The organism is Streptomyces sp. NPDC037288 (genome assembly GCF_055603265.1).
Window position 1 is genome coordinate 22,915 of record NZ_JBVJVY010000024.1, and the last position, 17,901, is coordinate 40,815.

The following is a 17,901-nucleotide window of genomic DNA, read 5'->3' on the forward strand; positions in this document are numbered from 1 at the left end:
GGACCTCACCCGCCTTCGGACCTCACCCGCCTTCGGACCTCACGCCCAGTCGCGGCCCGAGCGGCCCTGCTTGGTCTGCGAGCGCTGCTTCTTCTCCCGCAGCCGGCGTTCGTTGATGCCGCGCGGGATCCGGGTCGGCCGGCGCGGCTTGGGCGGGGGCGCGCTGGCCTCCGCGAGGAGGGAGGCGAGGCGTACGGCGGCGGCCTCGCGGTTGCGCCACTGGGAGCGGTGCTCGGAGGCCCGTACGGACACCACTCCGTCGACCAGCCGGCCCGCGAGCCGCTGCAGCGCCCGCTCCTTCCACACCGGAGGGAGGGCATCGGTGCCCGCGAGGTCGAAGCGCAGCTCGACCTGCGAGTCACTGGTGTTGACGTGCTGTCCGCCGGGCCCGGAGGACCTGGAGAAACGCCACATCAGCTCGGCCTCGGGGAGCGAGACGGAGCCACGAATGACGTAGGGACCAGACATGCGTTCCATGTTCCCGGTCGCGCCCGGTCCACGTCACCTGGATTTCCGACTTGGTAAAAAAGGTAAAGGGATCCGGAACCAACGGGACCCCTCTCGACGTTCTCCCGGGTGACGGTAGCTTCATCGGCAAGTTCATCGGCACAGATACGCAGATACCAAGGGAAGGGACTCCCAACATGGCTGTAAGCCTGTCCAAGGGTGGCAACGTCTCGCTCACCAAGGAGGCTCCGGGCCTGACCGCCGTCACCGTGGGCCTCGGCTGGGACGTCCGCACCACCACCGGCACGGACTTCGACCTGGACGCCTCGGCCATCGCGGTGAACGGCCAGGGGAAGGTCTACTCGGACGCGCACTTCGTCTTCTTCAACAACAAGCAGACCCCGGACAACACCATCGTCCACACCGGCGACAACCGCACGGGTGAGGGCGCGGGCGACGACGAGGCGATCAACATCAACCTCGCCGCGCTCCCGGCCGACATCGACAAGGTCGTCTTCCCGGTCTCCATCTACGACGCCGAGAACCGCGGCCAGAACTTCGGCCAGGTCCGCAACGCCTACATCCGCATCGTCAACCAGGCCGGCGGCGCCGAGATCGCCCGCTACGACCTCTCCGAGGACGCCGCCACCGAGACGGCCATGATCTTCGGCGAGCTGTACCGCAACGGCGCGGAGTGGAAGTTCCGCGCGGTGGGCCAGGGTTACGCGTCGGGCCTGGTCGGCATCGCCCAGGACTTCGGTGTGAACGTCTGAGCAAGCCTGCCCCGGCAGTGAAGTCTTTGAGCCCCCGGCCGTCCGGCCGGGGGCTCCGACGCGTGCGGGGTCTTGATCATCCGGACGTCTCGTGGAGAGGCGATGTCTGACAGAATCGGCGCTCATGGGTCCGCTCGGGGGGCGATCCGGCGCTTTCGCCGGGCGTGCGGACCGAACTGGATATGGCGTCCTCGCGGACGGACACCGGTGACCGGCTCGGTCACCGTGATGACCGTGCCGTGAGCCCGGCACCCGTCACCCCCGGCCTTGACCGATCACTTCGGATCGATTTCGGGATGATGAGAGCGATACGTGAATCCAGGCCGCTGTGGGTGGCCGGTGCAGTACTGATGGCCGTCGTCGCCGTCGGAGGATGCGACAGCTCCTCGGGCCAGGACAACGCCGATGCGGCGAAGCGGCCCGCCCCGCCGGGCTTTTCGGGGACGGAACCGTCGATTCCGCCGCTCGTCCCGGCGGCGGCCGGTGACCCCTCCAAGCCGGTCGACTTCAAGGGTGGCGGTGCGACCGTCCGGCCTGACGGCTCGATGACTCTGCCGCTGGACGCGTATGTCTCGGTGAAGGACGAGCGGACGATCGTCCGCGCCGAGAACGTGCTCGCCCGGCAGTGCATGCGGGACGAGGGGCTGACCCTCCCCAAGGCGCTCACGCCGGACGACGGGCCCGAGCCCCCGGCCCCGTATGTGCTCTACGGCGTGATGGACATGAAGGCCGTCAAGGTCTACGGCTACCGGGAGCCGTCCCCGGAACCGAAGCCCGAGAGCGACCCAAGCGACCCAAGCGACCGATCGGCCGGTGACGAGATCGCTCCGGCGGTGAAGCGTGCCTATTTCGACGACCCGAAGAGCGGCAAGCTGGGATGCGAGGGAAAAGCGCGCAGGAAACTCGGCGGCAAGCACCCGGAGACGTTGTTCATGGTCGTCCAGCAGTTGAGGTCGCAGACGCTGAGCGCCACCTTCCAGGACAGCCGGGTCGTGGCCACGGTCTCCAAGTGGAGTGCCTGCATGAAGAAGTCCGGCTACGACTACGCCAACCCGCTCGCCCCCGCGCACGACCGGAGCCTGCTCGGCAAGGGTCTGCCCGTCCCCAAGGGGGCGACCCTGCCCCCGCCCTCCCCCGCCGAGATCGCGGCCGCCGTCACGGACGTCGAATGCAAGCGGAAGGCACAGTACGTGCAGACCGCCGCTCTGGTTTCCGCCGCCTATGAGCGGGAGATCATCGAGCAGCGGAGCAAGCCGTTGCAGGACGCGCGGCGAATTCAGAAGCGGAAGGTGGAAGCGGCCGAGAAGATAGTAAAGGCCGACGCCTGACAGGCCGTTGTCTTTTCAGAACACCAGGACAGGGCCCGCCGAATGACTCGTCAGGCCCTTCCTGTCCGATTACTTCGACTACTTCCAGCGCTGGTTGGAGTTGTTGTAGTCGGTGGAGTTGGCGTAGATGCCGCCGTGACCCTCGTCGTCCAGGATCCAGCCGGTCTGGCGGTTCTTCAGCTTCCAGCCCGAGTTCGTCGAGACCTCGTACCACCGCTGCCACCAGTTCGACTGGTCACGGCTCGTGCTGCAGTTCTCGGTGTACACCTGCCGGTAGTAGCCGACGAGGCACATGCCCCAGCCGTTGTACTCGGTGTAGCTGCCGTCACCGTTGGACTGGTCGTACCACTGGTAGTCGTTCTCATTCACGCCGGGCATGGCCCAGTCGCCCTTGACCGTGCCGCCGGAATTGGCGGTGAGGTAATAGCCGGACTTCACGTTCTTCCACGTCACCCAGCCGTCCGCGGACGCGGCGCCGGACGTGGCGACGAGCAGGGCGGGCACTGCCGCGGCGACCATGAGCGCCTTGGCCATTTTCCTCTTCACAAAGATCCCCTCCGTTTGTACCGAGAGGCGGGCATGCCGGGTTTTCGGGCATGCCGAAGCCCCTCGTCGATCCGTGATTGGAAGCAAGATGATCAAGCTGGCCGACAATAACACCCGTTGATGTCATGTCCACACTTGGAAAGTCCCAGGGCGTGACGCCCTCATACGGAACGGTGGAATCCGAATTCCCGCCGCTCGACGGGCCGCCACCGCCGCGACCTCCAGGAGTGCCGACTCCGGCGCACACGGGCGACACCGGCCGCGGTGGGGACGCGGGCGTGACGCCGCCAGCCCCAACTGCGCCTGACATACAGGCAGTTGACCCCACACACGTCGTCCGCATAACGGATTCCGCCGCACGCCTTTCGGATACGAACACGTAAAGTCTTGTCGCCGCCCTGTCAAACGGGGCCTCCCCGGTGTCACCCTCTCCCTCGCCGCCGCAACTCTGTGCATCCCCTGTGCCCCACCTGTGTCTCCGACCCCACGGAGACCAGCCCGAAGGAGATCGAGTGAGACAGCAGCCCCACGCTTCCCGCACCTCCCGCAAGACCGCCGTGCGCGCCGCCGCCCTGGTCGGCTCGGCCGCGATGGTCGTCCTCGCGCTGCAGAACGGCGCCGCCACCGCCGCCCCCACGCACACCCCCGGCGCCACCACCCTCCCGCTCAGCGCCACGGCCCGCGCCGCCGCCCTGGAGTCGGCCCAGCAGCACGCCGGTGCGACGTCCCGCGAACTCGGCCTCGGCGCCAAGGAGAAGCTGATCGTCCGGGACGTGGTCAAGGACGCGAACGGTACCGTCCACACCCGTTACGAGCGCACGTACGCCGGACTCCCCGTCCTCGGCGGCGACCTGGTCACCCACGTGGCGAAGAACGGCTCGCTCAAGGGCGTCGACAAGGCGACCCAGGCCCGGATATCCGTGCCGACCACCACCGCGGCCGTCTCCCCCGCGAGCGCGAAGAAGACCGCCCTCAAGGCCGCGGGCACCGCCAAGGCCACCGCCTCCACCTCCCGCAAGGTCGTCTGGGCCGCCGGTGCCAGGCCCGTCCTCGCCTACGAGTCCGTCGTCAAGGGCGTCCAGCACGACGGCACCCCGAGCGAGCTGCACATCGTCACCGACGCGCAGACCGGCAAGAAGATCTACTCCTACGAGGGCATCGACACCGGCACGGGCACCAGCCAGTACAGCGGCACCGTCACGATCGGCACCACCCCCGCCGCCTCCGGCGGCTACGACCTCGTCGACGGCGGCCGGGGCGGCCACAGGACATACGACCTGAACGGCGGTACGTCCGGTACCGGCACCCTCTTCCACGACGCCGACGACGTCTGGGGCGACGGCACCGTGGCCAACCGGCAGACCGCCGCCGTCGACGCCGCCTACGGTGCCGCCGTCACCTGGGACTTCTACAAGAGCGCCTTCAACCGCAACGGTATCGCGGGCGACGGCAAGGCCGCCTACTCCCGCGTCCACTACGGCAACGCCTACGTCAACGCCTTCTGGGACGACAGCTGCTTCTGCATGACGTACGGCGACGGCACGAACAACGCCGACCCGCTCACCTCGCTCGACGTGGCGGGCCACGAGATGAGCCACGGCCTGACCGCGGCCACGGCGAAGCTCAACTACAGCCGGGAGTCGGGCGGTCTGAACGAGGCCACCTCGGACATCTTCGGCACCTCGGTGGAGTTCTTCGCGAACAACGCCGCCGACCCCGGTGACTACCTCATCGGCGAGAAGATCGACATCAACGGCGACGGCACCCCGCTGCGGTACATGGACAAGCCCAGCAAGGACGGTCACTCCGCCGACTACTGGTCGAAGACGGTCGGCCGCCTCGACGTGCACTACTCGTCGGGCGTCGCCAACCACTTCTTCTACCTGCTGAGCGAGGGCAGCGGCGCGAAGACGGTCAACGGGGTCTCCTACAACTCCCCGACGTACAACGGCTCCACGGTCACCGGCATCGGCCGGGCCAAGGCCGACCAGATCTGGTACAAGGCCCTGAGCACGTACTTCACGTCGACCACGAACTACGCGGGCGCCCGCACCGGCACCCTGCAGGCCGCGGCCGACCTGTACGGCTCGGGCAGCGCGGAGTACAACGCGGTGGCGGCGGCCTGGACCGCGGTCAACGTCAAGTAGCCGTACGGGTACGGCAGTAAGGCGGCCGGACCGCCCGTCACGGGTGGTCCGGCTTGCGGTCGCCGTACAGCCAGTCCTTCCAGATCTCGGTGAAGTCCCGGTGCGGGGCCTTCTTCTCGACGTACGCGGTGAAGTCGGCGGTGCTCGCGTTGCCGTACCGGTGGTCGGCTGCCCAGCCCTGGATGATGTCGTAGAACGTGTCGTCGCCGACCTTCTGCCGGATCTTCTGCAGGACCATCGCGCCGCGCTGGTAGACCGGGCTGTCGGAGATGTGGGCGGCGCTGGACGGTTTGGCGGGCGGGTAGGCCCAGATGGCCTCGTTGTCGCCGTCGTAGAGGTCCGTGAAGGTCTGCTGGGCGCTCTTGCCGCCGTGGTCCTCCTGGTACAGCCACTCCGCGTAGGTGGCGAAGCCCTCGTTGAGCCACATGTCCTGCCAGGACTTCGGGGTGACCGAGTCCCCGTACCACTGGTGGGCGAGTTCATGCACGAGCGTGCCCGTGGCGAGGTGGTCGGCGGGGACGACGGGCCGGTTCTGGGTCTCCAGGGCGTAGTCGGCGGAGCCCGGCCGGTCGACGATCGCGCCGGTGGAGGAGAAGGGGTACGGCCCGAAGTTGATCTCCTCCCACCTGATGATGCCGGGGAGCTGCGCGAGCACCTCCTCGCTCGCCTTCTCCTGGGTGGGGTCGACGGCGGTGATGACCGGCAGCCCGTGCGGGCCGGTGCTGCGGTTGATGTCGAAGTGGCCGACGGCCACCGTGGCCACGTAGCTCGGCATGGGCTGGGCGGTGTGCCAGTGGTAGGCCGTACGGCCGCCCTTGGTGGACTGTTCCGTCAACTCGCCGTTGGACACGGCCTGCAGGCCCTTGGGAACGGTGACGGTGATGTCGTAGGTCGCCTTGTCGGAGGGATGGTCGTCGCCGGGGAACCAGGCCATGGAGCCGACGGGTTCACCGAGGCCGAGGGCGCCGTCGGCGGTGGACAGCCAGCCCTCCTCGGAGCCGTCGGGGTCGGTGACCGTGCGCGGGGTGCCCGAGTAGCGGACGATCGTGCGGAAGGTCTCGCCCCTGCTCAGGTCGTCGTGCGGGCGGACGGTGAGCTCCTGGCCGGCCCGGTTGAAGCGGGCCTTCCTGCCCTCGACGGTGACCGAGTCGACGTCCAGCCCGGAAAGGTCGAGGTCGAAGGCGGACAGGTCCTGGGTGGCGCGGGCGGTGATGACCGCCGTACCGGTCAGACGGCGGGTGGCGGGCGTGTAGTCCAGAGTGAGGTCGTAGTGCCCGACGTCGTAGCCGCCGTTGCCGGCCTTCGGGAAGTACGGGTCGCGCACGCCGGAGCCGCCCGGGGTGCCGTGCACACCGCCGTCGCACGCGGTGCCGGTGAAGGCGAGCAGGACGGCTACGGCCGACACGAGGCGCACGGGTCTGGACATGTCAGTGATCTTATGCGCCGGGGCTCGTACGCAGGCATGACACCATCTCTTCCGTGCTCGACATCGGCTACGCCCTCTCCAACCGGTTCCCCGACCCGCCGCAGACCGACTACCGACGCGCGGACGTCCACGCGCTGCGGCACGACCTGTTCTGCGGGGACGTCTATCTCGCGGACACGAAAACGGACCGCGAGCTGTCCACAGCCTGGGGATGGGTGCCGGTGCTGGACTTCGCGTGGGCGCTGTGCGACATCGTGGAGCGGCTGGACCGGGATCCGATGGGCTCCCGCGCCGCCCGGCCGCAGCGGGCCGAGCTGGACTTCACCGAGTCCACCGACCGGATACTCTTCGAGCGCCGCTTCGGCTGGGTGGACATCACCGCCGACTGGGTACCGGCCGAGGAGCCCCCGCTGTCCTTCTCCCACACCGCACTGCGCCGCGAGGCCCGCGACTTCCTGCACGATCTGATCGCGGACCTCACCGACCTGCATGAGGACCTGTCCGAGAACCCGGCCGTCTGGACCCTGCAGGCCCGCTTTCCGAGGGTGCCTTGAGTACGCGTGCCGTCCTGGGCTCTGCCCCCCTCCAGACGGACTGGTTCATTCCACCCGGATCCCCAGCTCCGCCGCCAACGCCGGTGCCAGGTCCAGCAGTTGCCCCGTGCTGATCACCGCCCCCGACAGCCGGTCCAGCCCCCGCACGATCTCCAGGGGAGCGGCCCCGCGCAGGTCCACGTCCTTCAGCGTCGCACTGCCGAAGTCGGCCTCTCTCAGTGCGCAGTCGACGAACTCCACCCGCTCCAGGCTCGCGCCCGCGAAGTCCGGCTCGACCAGCACGCAGGACTCGAAGACGACGTCCTTGAGGCGGGCCTCGCGCAGGTTCAGGTAGTCGATCTTGCCGCCGCGCACCACGACCCGCTCCAGGACGGCGCCGTGCAACTGGGTGCCGCCCAGCCGGGCGTCGATCAGCTCGACGTCCCGGAACGTGGACTCGGCGAGATGCGTGCCCACCCCGCGCAGTCCGGTCAGGACCGAGTCCAGCACCCTGGCCCGGCCCAGCGCCGTACCGTCCACCGCGCAGCCGGTCAGCGCGCAGTCCATGAAGCGGGCGCCCACCCCGTCCTGCCCGGTGAGGTCCGCGTCGCGGAACTCAAGCCCGTCGTAGTCCCCGTCGGGCCGCAACTCCGCCTCCGACCACGGCTCCGGCGGCGGCAGCCGCAGCTCCGGCCGTCGCGCACCCTTCACCCCTGCCCGGCCCGCCGCACGGCCGCCCGTCGCTCTCCTCGCCATGCCCCCCATGCTGCACCCCGCCACTGACAACCCGTCCTGACCTGGGAAAGCCGCCGAAGCACGGGGTGCCGGCCGGGGGGCCGGTACCGGAATCAGTGACCCGAGCCCAGCGCCGCCAACGCCCCGTCCGTGAGCCGGTACACCGTCCACTCGTCCTGCGGACGCGCGCCGAGCGCCTCGTAGAAACCGATCGCGGGCCGGTTCCAGTCGAGCACCGACCACTCCAGACGCTCGTACCCGCGCTCCACGCAGATGCGCGCCAGCTCCGTCAGCAGCGCCCGGCCATGCCCGCCGCCGCGTGCTTCCGGCCGCACGTACAGGTCCTCCAGGTAGATCCCGTGCACCCCGCGCCAGGTGGAGAAGTTCAGGAACCACAGCGCGAACCCGACCGGCTCACCGCCGGCGTCGTCCACCGCGACATGCGCGAACGCCGCCGGCCGCTCTCCGAACAGGGCCTCCCGCAGCTGCTCCTCGCTCGCCCGCGCCTCCTCCGGGGCCTTCTCGTACTCGGCCAGTTCACGGACCAGGGCGTGGATGACGGGGACGTCGGCGGGGGTCGCGGTGCGAATCATGCGAGGAGGCTAACCGGCCTGCTCCTGCCGCGGCACGCGGGTTTCACGCCGTGCGCAGCCGCCGGGCGATCTCCAGCTGGCGTTCCTCGACCGGCCGGCCGTCCGCCACGTCCCACAGGGCGTTCTGCAGCAGCCGGCCCAGCGTCCAGGCCCGGGCCCGCTCCCGGTCCAGCCCGAGCACGTCCGTCATCGCGTCGAAGCGCCGGCGGACCTCGGCCGCCTGGAAGCGGTTGTACAGCGCGGGCCACAGCTCGAAGCCGGGGTCGCCCGCGAGCGGCTTGGGATCGATGGCGAGCCACTCGGCACGGTCGGCGCGAGGACGTTCTCGAAGTGCAGGTCCCAGTGCAGCAGCCGGTCACCGGGATCGGCGGCCACCTCGCGCACGGCGGCCGCGCAGTCGGCGACCGTACGGCGGGCCCCGGCGTCGGGGATGCGCTCCAGCGCCCACGGGGTCCGCTCCAGCATGCCCTCGGCGATCTCGCCGAGCCGGCGCATGCCCGGTGGCGCCGGGAACGACGTCAGACGGGCCAGCAACCGGGCGATGACCAGGACGGCCTCGTCCGGGTCGGCCACGGCGGACAGCATCCGGGACACGTCCAGCCGCTCCAGGAGCATGGTGCCCGTCGCCGGGTCGTGGTCGAGGAGCCGTACGGCCCCGTCGCCGTCCCACACCCGCAGCGCGACCGGCTCGCCCTCGCTCTCCTCGTCCGGCAACTGCAGCTTCAGGACCGCGGAGCCGCCGTCGGCGTGGACGACCGGCAGCACCAGTGCGCTGACACCGTGCATCGGGGGTCCGTCCAGCCGCAGCCGCCAGCGGTCCAGGAAGGCCGCCGTGAGATCCGACAGCCCGTCGATGAAGGCCCGGCCCGCCGCGCCGTTGTACCTCTCCTGCGCTTCCGCCAGACCGCCCGGGATGTCAATCACGGACCGGACGATACCGACGTGCGTGAATCGGCTCATGCGAGTTATCCGGGGCCCCGGTGGCGTGCGGGCGTACATCCGCAGCGCCCCCGGCACATACGTGTGGCTGACGATCCTGTTCGTCACGACCGTCGCCCTGCACCACATGTCGCCGGAGTTCGAGCAGCACTTCCTGCGGCAGCGGTCGACCAACATCCATGAGCTGTCCCGCAACCCGGTCCGGGTGCTGGTGGCCAGCGCGATGTGGATCGACAGCGGCCACTGGATCCCGTACGCCGTGCTGTACACGGTGTTCCACGCACCGGCCGAACGCTGGCTGGGCACCGCCCGCTGGCTCGCGGTGTGCGCGCTGGCGCACGTGCTGGCCACACTGATCAGCGAGGGCGCCCTGCTGCTGGCGATCCGGGACGGCATCGCCCCGCACTCGGCGGTCAACACCCTGGACGTCGGCGTGAGTTACGCGCTGGCCGGGGTCATCGGCGTGCTCACCTACCGGATCGCGGCACCCTGGCGATACGCGTACCTGCTGGTGGTGCTGGCCCTCTTCGGGCTGTCGCTGGCCGTGGGACGGTCCTTCACCGAACTCGGCCACTTCGTCTCCGTACTGATCGGACTGGCCTGCTACCCCCTGACGAGGGGCCGCGGAAAAGCATGGAATCCGAAGGAGACACTGGCCGCGCTCAGAGGTTAACGTCCCGGCCATGAGCAGCTCGGCAAGCAGTGTCGTCAACGGCGGGATCTCCTTCTGGTACGCGGACGACGGCCTCCCCGCGGTCCGGGAGCCACTGTCCGGGGACGCGTCGGCCGACGTCGTCATCGTCGGCGGCGGCTACACCGGCCTGTGGACGGCGTACTACCTGAAGAAGGCCGCCCCCTTCCTCCGCATCACCGTCCTGGAGCAGAAGTTCTGCGGCTACGGCGCCTCCGGCCGCAACGGCGGCTGGCTCTACAACGGCATCGCCGGCCGCGACCGGTACGCCAGGCTGCACGGCCGCGACGCCGCCGTACGACTGCAGAGGGCGATGAACGACACCGTGGCCGAGGTCGTCGCGGTCGCCGGGGCCGAGGGTGTCGAGGCGGACGTGCACCGGGGCGGCGTCCTCGAGGTCGCCACCACCCCGGCCCAGTTGGCACGCCTGAAGGCCTTCCACGAGCACGAGCTGTCGTACGGCGAGAAGGACCGCGAACTGTACGGCGCCCGGGAGACGGCCGAGCGGATCCGCATCGCGGACGCGGTCGGCTCCACCTGGACCCCGCACGGCGCCCGGCTGCACCCGGTGAAGCTCGTCAAGGGCCTGGCGGCCGTGGTGGAGGCCCTGGGCGTCACCCTCCACGAGTCCACCCCGGTGACGGAGATCCGCCCCAAGCACGCCGTCACCCCGTACGGCACCGTCCGCGCCCCGTACGTCCTGCGCTGCACGGAGGGCTTCACGGCGTCGCTGAAAGGCCAGAAACGCACCTGGCTCCCCATGAACTCCTCCATGATCGCCACCGAGCCACTGACCGACGAGCAGTGGGAGTCGATCGGCTGGGCGGGCCGCGAAACCCTTGGTGACATGGCCCACGCCTACATGTACGCCCAGCGCACCGCCGACGGCCGGATCGCGCTGGGCGGGCGCGGGATGCCGTACCGCTTCGGGTCGAGGACGGACAACGACGGCCGTACGCAGCCGGCGACCATCGAGGCCCTGCACGAGATCCTGGCCCGCTTCTTCCCCTCCCTGGCCGGCGTGCGCGTGGAACACGCCTGGTCGGGGGTCCTCGGCGTGCCCCGCGACTGGTGCGCCACGGTGACGCTCGACCGCTCCACCGGTCTCGGCTGGGCCGGCGGCTACGTCGGCTCCGGCGTCGCCACCGCCAACCTGGCCGCCCGCACCCTGCGCGACCTGGTCCAGCAGGACTCCGGCCAGGGCGGCCGCACCGAGCTGACGGACCTGCCCTGGGTGAACCACAAGGTCCGCAAGTGGGAACCGGAACCCTTCCGCTGGCTGGGCGTCCACGGCATGTACGCCACCTACCGCACCGCCGACCAGCACGAACGCCTCCACCCGGGCACCGGGTCCTCGCGGCTGGCGAAGGTGGCGGACCGGGTGGCGGGACGGCACTGAGACACGACCACACGGCAAACGGCCCCGAGACGGCCCGGCGCGGGACAGGCTCATTTAGGCGCGATCCAGATTTCACAGAGTTCGGCGGTCTTACGGAGCTCGGCGGTCTGCGGATGTCGAGAACGTGCCACCGGCTCCGTCCCAGGGACGTCAGAGGCCACCACCGGCCGCACGAGGAAGAAGGAGAAACCGGCATGGCGGTTCAGCGGATGGACAACGTCGGCATCGTCGTCGAGGACATGGATGCCGCCATCGCGTTCTTCGTGGAACTCGGTCTGGAGCTGGAGGGCAGGACGGAGGTCGAGGGCCTCTTCGCCGACCAGTGCACCGGACTCGACGGCGTCCGCTGTGACATCGCGATGGTCCGGACCCCAGACGGTCACAGCCGGCTCGAGCTGGCGAAGTACCGCAGCCCGGCGGCGATCAGTGCCGGGCCGCGCAACCGGCCACACAACATTCCGGGCACGCACCGCGTCATGTTCGCCGTCGACGACATCGAGGACACCGTGGCCCGCCTGCGCCCCCACGGCGCCGAACTCGTCGGCGAGATCGCCCGGTTCGAGGACAGCTATCTGCTCTGCTACCTCCGCGGCCCGGAGGGCATCATCGTCGGACTGGCCGAGCAACTGCGCTGAGAAGGAGAACCGAACCAGGCAGCCGAACGGAAGCAGTCTTATCCCGATCGCTCTTGTGGCGCTCTTGTGGCCTTGATCTAGATCTAGGTCTAGGGCCGCCGAACCGCCCGGACCGTCACCCTGCGTCGAAGTCCGACCGGGGCCGGACCTCCACGACGAAGTCCGCATCCTCCATCTCGCCCGCCTCGTCGTGCCAGAGGAAGACACGCACGTGCATCGCGTGGTGGAGGCCGCTCCTCTCCCACTCGGTCAAGAGGTCGGCGACGATGCGGCCGATGGCGTGCCTGGCGCCCTCGTCCGTGTCGGCGGCGGTGATCACGCCGTGCCACCGTTTGGGGTCGCTGCCGTAGGGGCGCCAGCCCTCGGAGCCGTGCGGCTCGAACACCCGGTACACCCAGTCCGTATTGGTGTTCATAACACCGATCCTGTCACCGCAAGGAGCCTCATGCGCCGCATCGGATCGACGCCCGCCGAGCGCGGGTCGGTCGGAGCGAACAACTGCCCCGACGTCTTCGAGAGGGAGGACGGCAACTTCTTCGTCATCGGCAAGGTCGTCATGGCGCACCAGGCGCCGGACCCCGAGGAGCTGCGCCGGCTCGGTGCTTCCGTCGGTACCGACGAGCTGGCCGTCATCGTGCCACGCGACTGCATGCTGGCCGCCGCGAGGCAGCTCGTGGCCGAAGACCTCGTTGGGTAGAAACCGCAACCCGATGCGTCTGCGGTGGGTCCGCAAGGGTGAGGGCGCGCCGCGAGCGTGAGGTGGCAGCTCGGGCCCGCTGACCAGCGTGGGGTTCGCCGACCAGGTGGAGAAGATCTACGCCCCCTTCGTCCCGCCGGTCTCCATGGGCCTACGGCGCGGCGAGATCCCGGGGTGACGTCGGACACGCGGCGCGAGCCCATCAGCCACATGGACCGCCTGCTCAGGCGGCGCCCCGACCATGAGTGACCGCCCCCGTTGATGTCACCCGTGGATGTCGAACGCCCCGGACCGATCATCGGCCGGGGCGTTCGCGCTGTTCAGCGTCAGAGCCCCCTGTCGGATTCGAACCGACGACCTTCGCTTTACAAGAGCGGCGCTCTGACCAGCTGAGCTAAGGAGGCCTGCGCATGGGCGCCCGTGCAGTGTACCCACGTCCGGGCCCGCTCCTGTCGAAAATTTCCGCGAAGTTCACCAGGGCCTGGGTACTGACAGAACGAGTGAACGCCAGGTACCGTCCTGAGCCAGTTCGCGCAGTTCACCTGGGTGGACTACACCAACCACCTTCCTACAACGGATCGTCCGGCACGTTCCTGCCGGTAGAAGGGGACCCATTCACCATGGCCACTGTCACGTTCGACAAGGCGACCCGGATCTACCCGGGTTCCACCAAGCCCGCCGTCGACGCGCTCGACATCGCGATCGAGGACGGCGAGTTCCTCGTCCTGGTCGGCCCGTCGGGCTGCGGAAAGTCCACCTCGCTGCGGATGCTCGCGGGCCTGGAGGACGTCAACGGCGGCGCCATCCGCATCGGTGACCGCGACGTCACGCACCTGCCGCCCAAGGACCGGGACATCGCCATGGTGTTCCAGAACTACGCCCTCTACCCGCACATGACGGTCGCCGACAACATGGGCTTCGCGCTCAAGATCGCCGGCGTCAACAAGGCGGAGATCCGGCAGAAGGTCGAGGAGGCCGCGAAGATCCTCGACCTCACCGAGTACCTGGACCGCAAGCCCAAGGCGCTCTCCGGTGGTCAGCGGCAGCGTGTCGCCATGGGCCGCGCGATCGTGCGCGAGCCGCAGGTCTTCCTCATGGACGAGCCGCTGTCCAACCTGGACGCCAAGCTCCGTGTGTCGACCCGTACGCAGATCGCGTCCCTGCAGCGCCGGCTCGGAATCACCACCGTCTACGTCACCCACGACCAGGTCGAGGCCATGACGATGGGCGACCGCGTGGCGGTCCTCAAGGACGGCCTCCTCCAGCAGGTCGACTCGCCGCGCAACATGTACGACAAGCCCGCGAACCTCTTCGTCGCCGGCTTCATCGGCTCCCCGGCCATGAACCTGGTCGAGGTCCCGATCGCCGACGGCGGCGTGAAGTTCGGCAACAGCGTGGTACCGGTCAACCGGGACGCGCTGCAGGCCGCCTCCGACAAGGGCGACCGCACGGTGACGGTCGGCGTCCGGCCCGAGCACTTCGACGTGGTCGAGCTGGGCGGCTCCGTCGCCGCCTCCCTGACCAAGGACGCCGCGGACGCGCCGGCCGGTCTCGCCGTCTCCGTGAACGTCGTCGAGGAGCTGGGCGCCGACGGTTACGTCTACGGCACCGCCGAGGTCGGCGGCGAGCTCAAGGACCTGGTGGTCCGGGTCAACGGCCGCCAGGTGCCGGAGAAGGGCTCCACCCTGCACGTCGTGCCGCGGCCGGGTGAGATCCACGTGTTCTCGACGTCGACGGGCGAGCGGCTCTCCGACTGAGCAGCGCGTTTGCACCCACGTTGACGAAAGGGGCCCCGCGGCATGCCGCAGGGCCCCTTTCGTGTGAGACATCCCCCCGGATATATCCCGGCAGAGCGATCATTTCGGGCGTGGCGCGTCAACCCCTTACCCAGAAAAAAGCGGCACCCCATCCCCCAAAGGGGTGACTAAATGTCGCCAAATCATTACCCCGCGCTACCCTCACACGCGTGAAGCACTCCACCACGCCACAGACGCGACGCGGCCATCGGGGCGGCCCTGCCCGCCGGATCGGCCGCACTCTCGCCCTCGTCCTGCCCGTCGTCCTGGTGCTCTCCGGGACCCTCGCGGTCACCCGGGTCAACTGGACGGGGAGCCCCTCCAGCTCGGCGCTGACCGCCTCCGACGTCTCCTCGGCGGCGCTCTCCGCCAAGACGGCCTCCCGCGCCCCGCAGGACGTGCTCCGCGACCGGCTGATCACCGAGCTGCAGAAGAAGGACCCGGGCGTCGTCCTGACCCACCTCCAGCAGGCCGTCAACGGCCATCCGTCGCTGGCCGAGCACTGCGCCTCCATCGCCCGCTCCCTCGGCCAGGCCGCGGCCCGCATGTACGGCGTTCCGCGCGCCCAGTCCTACGCCCGCCCGGTGTGCGACACGTCGTTCGCCTCGGGCGTCCTCGCCGCGCGCGGCTGACGGTCCCCGAGGGACGCGCCGCTGCCGGCGGGCCGGGGCGGGGCGCCACGTACAGTGCGGTCATGACCCATCCGAACGCCGCGTCGCGCCCCACTCAAGCCGTGGTCCTGGCCGGTGGCCAGGGCTCCCGGCTGCGTCCCTACACCGACGACCGGCCCAAGCCGATGGTCGAGATCCCCGGCACGGGCACTCCGATCATCGGCCACCAGCTGACCTGGCTCGCCGAGGAAGGCGTGACCGACGTGGTGGTCTCCTGCGGCCACCTCGCCGACGTCCTGCAGAAATGGCTGGACTCCGCCGACCTGCCCGTCTCCGTCACCACCGTGGTGGAGACCGAACCACTCGGCCGTGGCGGCGGCCTCAAGTACGCCGCCGCCCGTCTTCCCCGCCCCGACCGGCCCTGGTACGCCACGAACGGCGACATCTGGACCCGCTTCTCCCTGCGGGACATGGCCGACTTCCACACCGAGCGGGATGCCGTCGCGACCCTGGCCCTGGCCCGGCCGCGTATCCCCTGGGGTGCGGTGAAGACCGACGGGTTCGGGCACATCACCGACTTCATCGAGGCTCCGCCGTCGACGTTCGAGATCAACGCGGGTGTCTATGTCTTCTCGCCCGAGTTCGCGGAGATGCTGCCCGAGCGGGGGGATCACGAGCGGACCACGTTCCCCGGGCTGGCCCGGGAGCACAGGCTGTTCGGGTTCCCGATTCCTCAGGGTGCCTACTGGCGGGCCATTGACACGGCGAAGGATCTGACCGAGGCGGCCAGGGAGCTTGCGGCTCTGGGGCGGTAGTTCGGCGGTAGTGCGTCGGAAAGGGCCCCGTACCTCCACTGGTACGGGGCCCTCTGCTACGTGGGACGGTTACCCGAGCAGGCCGCCCACCAGGCCCTCCTGGCCGCCGGACGCGTTGCCGCCGGAGCTGCTCGAACCGCCGGAGGACGAGCTGCCCCCGGTCGACGTGCCACCGGTGCTCGTCGGGCCGGCCGTGGTGCTGGGGGCGCCGCCGGTCGGGGAGGACGGGCGGGGCGGGGACTGGCCCGTGGTGCCCTGGGTCTGGCTGGGGGCCGCGGTCGTACCGCCGGCGGCCTTGGTGGCGCCCGGGGTGGACGCCGCGCCGGACGGGCTCGCGCCGGCCGTGGCGCCGCCCGTGGGGGAGCTGGAGGCCGACGGTGTCTTCTTGCTCCGGCTGCCGGTGTCCTGCGGGAGCGGGGAGCCGGGGAGGTTGTTGCGGGGGGCCTCGCCGGGGCCGGGGACGACCACGCGGCTGGAGTCGCGTACGGCGCCGCCGAGCAGGGAGCCGACCAGCAGGGTGAGGCCGACCGTGACGACGGTGATCAGCGCGCCGCGGCGCAGGACGAACTGGCGCAGGTCCCAGATGTCGGCGCGGGGGCCGAGGCGGCGCCAGGCGCCGGCCGCGATACGGCCGTCCACGGAGTAGACGGGGGCGCCGGCGATGATCAGCGGGGACCAGGCGGCGAGGTAGATGATGTCGGGGGCGTCGTAGGCGGGGACCGTCTTCCAGCTGACGGTGACGATCAGCGCGGCGGAGAGCAGGGCGCCGACTACCGCGGCCACCCGCTGCCAGCAGCCCAGGACGGTCAGGACACCGACGACCACCTGGAGGAAGGCGATGACCAGGCCCGAGCCGACCGGGTGGTGCAGGGCGAACTGGCGCAGCGGTTCGGCGACGTCCCACGGGTGCAGGGTGTTGAGCCACTTGACCATCGAGCCGCGCTTGCCGCCGTCGAAGTAGACGGGGTCGCACAGCTTGCCCATGCCGGCGTAGATGGAGATGAAGCCCAGGAAGATGCGCAGCGGGAGCAGGACCACGCCGAGGTTCATCCGGCGGCCGGGGTAGTAGGCGTGCCGGGACGGGTCGTCCGCGTGGCGCCTGGCGGGGCGGGCGGAGTCGTGCTCGGACGCGTCGTCGTAGCCGTCGGGGTCGTCGTAGTCGTCGAAGTCGTCGAGGTCGCCGTGACCGTCGTACGGCTCGAGGTCGGCGTCGGAGTAGGGAGGGTCGTCGTAGGCGCCGCTCACCGTGCGCATGTGCGGCAGCAGGCGGGTGCCGTCGGCGTCGGGGGCGGTGCGCTGGTGGCCGACGACGGGGGTCTCGACGGTCTGGTCCAGCGCGTCGTAGGTGTCGGCGTAGCCGGTCTGGACCCGCGGGATGACCTGGGTGGCTCCGGGCTCGGGCTCGTCGACGTGGCGGACGCTGCTGCCCCGCACGGCCTGGAGGAGCCGGTGGGCGCCGGTGTCGTCGGGGGCGGACTTGCCGCTCCACACGACGGGGCGGCGTCGGCCGGTGGCACCGGCCGAGCCCGCGGTGCCCAGGAGGGGCATGCGGGAGGTGTCCTGGGCGGCACTCAGGAGCCGGGCGATCCGCGGGGATTGGGCGCGCCTCGCCGACGCGCCCAGCTGCACGCGGAAGCTGACGTGATTGACGATGACCTGCGCCGGATCGCTCGGCACCTTCACCATGCTCAGCGCGGGAGCGTCGTCGTATCCCGACGAACGGTCCCCCGTGGGTGTGCGGGGTGTTCTGGTGTCCACACGCATCTAACCGAGTGACGTGGTGTTAGGAC

The 17,901-nt window shown here is 70.1% G+C and carries 18 protein-coding genes, 1 tRNA gene and 1 pseudogene; 11 read left to right on the plus strand and 9 right to left on the minus strand.

What is annotated here, in order from left to right; all coding sequences use genetic code 11:
* Positions 1-39: 39 nt before the first annotated feature.
* Complete coding sequence (gene arfB, locus ACZ7GZ_RS25155; RefSeq protein WP_471027551.1) at positions 40-477, minus strand: alternative ribosome rescue aminoacyl-tRNA hydrolase ArfB; 438 nt, start codon at positions 475-477, stop codon at positions 40-42.
* Between the two features lie 167 nt (positions 478-644).
* Here arfB and ACZ7GZ_RS25160 point away from each other — a divergent pair, with 167 nt between their 5' ends.
* Together ACZ7GZ_RS25160 and ACZ7GZ_RS25165 are read left to right on the plus strand one after the other, a co-directional pair.
* Positions 645-1,220, plus strand: a complete 576-nt coding sequence (locus ACZ7GZ_RS25160; protein WP_471027553.1) for a TerD family protein — start codon at positions 645-647, stop codon at positions 1,218-1,220.
* Positions 1,221-1,552: 332 nt separating this feature from the next.
* Complete coding sequence (locus ACZ7GZ_RS25165) at positions 1,553-2,548, plus strand: hypothetical protein (protein WP_471027554.1); 996 nt, start codon at positions 1,553-1,555, stop codon at positions 2,546-2,548.
* Positions 2,549-2,626: 78 nt separating this feature from the next.
* On the opposite strand, the gene ACZ7GZ_RS25170 is transcribed toward ACZ7GZ_RS25165, so the two are convergent.
* Positions 2,627-3,082: a hypothetical protein gene (locus ACZ7GZ_RS25170; RefSeq protein WP_471027555.1), complete on the minus strand. Its 456-nt coding sequence runs from the start codon at positions 3,080-3,082 to the stop codon at positions 2,627-2,629.
* Positions 3,083-3,684: 602 nt separating this feature from the next.
* Here ACZ7GZ_RS25170 and ACZ7GZ_RS25175 point away from each other — a divergent pair.
* The gene (locus ACZ7GZ_RS25175) at positions 3,685-5,241 is read left to right on the plus strand and encodes a M4 family metallopeptidase (RefSeq protein ID WP_471027698.1); all 1,557 of its coding nucleotides are present in this window, start codon (positions 3,685-3,687) and stop codon (positions 5,239-5,241) included.
* Positions 5,242-5,278: 37 nt separating this feature from the next.
* Here the strand turns inward: ACZ7GZ_RS25175 and ACZ7GZ_RS25180 are convergent, their stop codons facing one another.
* Positions 5,279-6,667 carry a M1 family metallopeptidase gene (locus ACZ7GZ_RS25180; protein ID WP_471027556.1) on the minus strand — a complete coding sequence of 463 codons (1,389 nt, stop codon included), beginning with the start codon at positions 6,665-6,667 and terminating at the stop codon, positions 5,279-5,281.
* A 53-nt stretch (positions 6,668-6,720) separates the two neighbouring features.
* Here ACZ7GZ_RS25180 and ACZ7GZ_RS25185 point away from each other — a divergent pair, with 53 nt between their 5' ends.
* Positions 6,721-7,221: a hypothetical protein gene (locus ACZ7GZ_RS25185; protein WP_471027557.1), complete on the plus strand. Its 501-nt coding sequence runs from the start codon at positions 6,721-6,723 to the stop codon at positions 7,219-7,221.
* 45 nt (positions 7,222-7,266) lie between these two features.
* Here ACZ7GZ_RS25185 and ACZ7GZ_RS25190 read toward each other — a convergent pair whose 3' ends face one another.
* The 3 genes and pseudogenes from ACZ7GZ_RS25190 to ACZ7GZ_RS25200 all read right to left on the minus strand — a co-directional run bounded on the left by ACZ7GZ_RS25190 (position 7,267) and on the right by ACZ7GZ_RS25200 (position 9,488).
* Complete coding sequence (locus ACZ7GZ_RS25190; protein ID WP_471027558.1) at positions 7,267-7,956, minus strand: pentapeptide repeat-containing protein; 690 nt, start codon at positions 7,954-7,956, stop codon at positions 7,267-7,269.
* Positions 7,957-8,048: 92 nt separating this feature from the next.
* Complete coding sequence (locus ACZ7GZ_RS25195; protein ID WP_471027560.1) at positions 8,049-8,528, minus strand: GNAT family N-acetyltransferase; 480 nt, start codon at positions 8,526-8,528, stop codon at positions 8,049-8,051.
* Positions 8,529-8,571: 43 nt separating this feature from the next.
* Positions 8,572-9,488: pseudogene (locus tag ACZ7GZ_RS25200) on the minus strand (aminoglycoside phosphotransferase family protein).
* Here ACZ7GZ_RS25200 and ACZ7GZ_RS25205 point away from each other — a divergent pair.
* From ACZ7GZ_RS25205 to ACZ7GZ_RS25215, 3 genes are all read left to right on the plus strand, one after another.
* Positions 9,487-10,140: a rhomboid-like protein gene (locus ACZ7GZ_RS25205; protein WP_471027561.1), complete on the plus strand. Its 654-nt coding sequence runs from the start codon at positions 9,487-9,489 to the stop codon at positions 10,138-10,140. The pseudogene ACZ7GZ_RS25200 and the gene ACZ7GZ_RS25205 overlap by 2 nt on opposite strands.
* A 10-nt stretch (positions 10,141-10,150) precedes the next feature.
* Complete coding sequence (locus ACZ7GZ_RS25210) at positions 10,151-11,557, plus strand: NAD(P)/FAD-dependent oxidoreductase (RefSeq protein ID WP_471027562.1); 1,407 nt, start codon at positions 10,151-10,153, stop codon at positions 11,555-11,557.
* Between the two features lie 194 nt (positions 11,558-11,751).
* A complete protein-coding gene (locus tag ACZ7GZ_RS25215) occupies positions 11,752-12,192 on the plus strand; it encodes a VOC family protein (protein ID WP_471027563.1) in 441 nt (146 codons plus the stop codon).
* Positions 12,193-12,307: 115 nt separating this feature from the next.
* Here the strand turns inward: ACZ7GZ_RS25215 and ACZ7GZ_RS25220 are convergent, their stop codons facing one another.
* The gene (locus tag ACZ7GZ_RS25220; RefSeq protein ID WP_471027564.1) at positions 12,308-12,607 is read right to left on the minus strand and encodes a hypothetical protein; all 300 of its coding nucleotides are present in this window, start codon (positions 12,605-12,607) and stop codon (positions 12,308-12,310) included.
* Positions 12,608-12,637: 30 nt separating this feature from the next.
* On the opposite strand from ACZ7GZ_RS25220, the gene ACZ7GZ_RS25225 reads away from it, so the two are divergent.
* Complete coding sequence (locus tag ACZ7GZ_RS25225; protein ID WP_471027565.1) at positions 12,638-12,889, plus strand: hypothetical protein; 252 nt, start codon at positions 12,638-12,640, stop codon at positions 12,887-12,889.
* Positions 12,890-13,219: 330 nt separating this feature from the next.
* On the opposite strand, the gene ACZ7GZ_RS25230 is transcribed toward ACZ7GZ_RS25225, so the two are convergent.
* Positions 13,220-13,293 (minus strand) — tRNA-Thr (locus tag ACZ7GZ_RS25230).
* A gap of 216 nt (positions 13,294-13,509) precedes the next feature.
* Here ACZ7GZ_RS25230 and ACZ7GZ_RS25235 point away from each other — a divergent pair.
* The 3 genes from ACZ7GZ_RS25235 to ACZ7GZ_RS25245 all read left to right on the plus strand — a co-directional run bounded on the left by ACZ7GZ_RS25235 (position 13,510) and on the right by ACZ7GZ_RS25245 (position 16,111).
* On the plus strand, positions 13,510-14,646 hold the full coding sequence (locus ACZ7GZ_RS25235) for an ABC transporter ATP-binding protein (protein ID WP_471027566.1): 1,137 nt from the start codon (positions 13,510-13,512) through the stop codon (positions 14,644-14,646).
* Positions 14,647-14,855: 209 nt separating this feature from the next.
* On the plus strand, positions 14,856-15,317 hold the full coding sequence (locus ACZ7GZ_RS25240) for a hypothetical protein (protein ID WP_471027567.1): 462 nt from the start codon (positions 14,856-14,858) through the stop codon (positions 15,315-15,317).
* Between the two features lie 62 nt (positions 15,318-15,379).
* A complete protein-coding gene (locus ACZ7GZ_RS25245) occupies positions 15,380-16,111 on the plus strand; it encodes a nucleotidyltransferase family protein (RefSeq protein WP_471027568.1) in 732 nt (243 codons plus the stop codon).
* Positions 16,112-16,180: 69 nt separating this feature from the next.
* On the opposite strand, the gene ACZ7GZ_RS25250 is transcribed toward ACZ7GZ_RS25245, so the two are convergent.
* Positions 16,181-17,875, minus strand: coding sequence for a DoxX family membrane protein (locus tag ACZ7GZ_RS25250; RefSeq protein ID WP_471027570.1), 1,695 nt, complete (start codon positions 17,873-17,875; stop codon positions 16,181-16,183).
* Between the last annotated feature and the right edge of the window lie 26 nt (positions 17,876-17,901).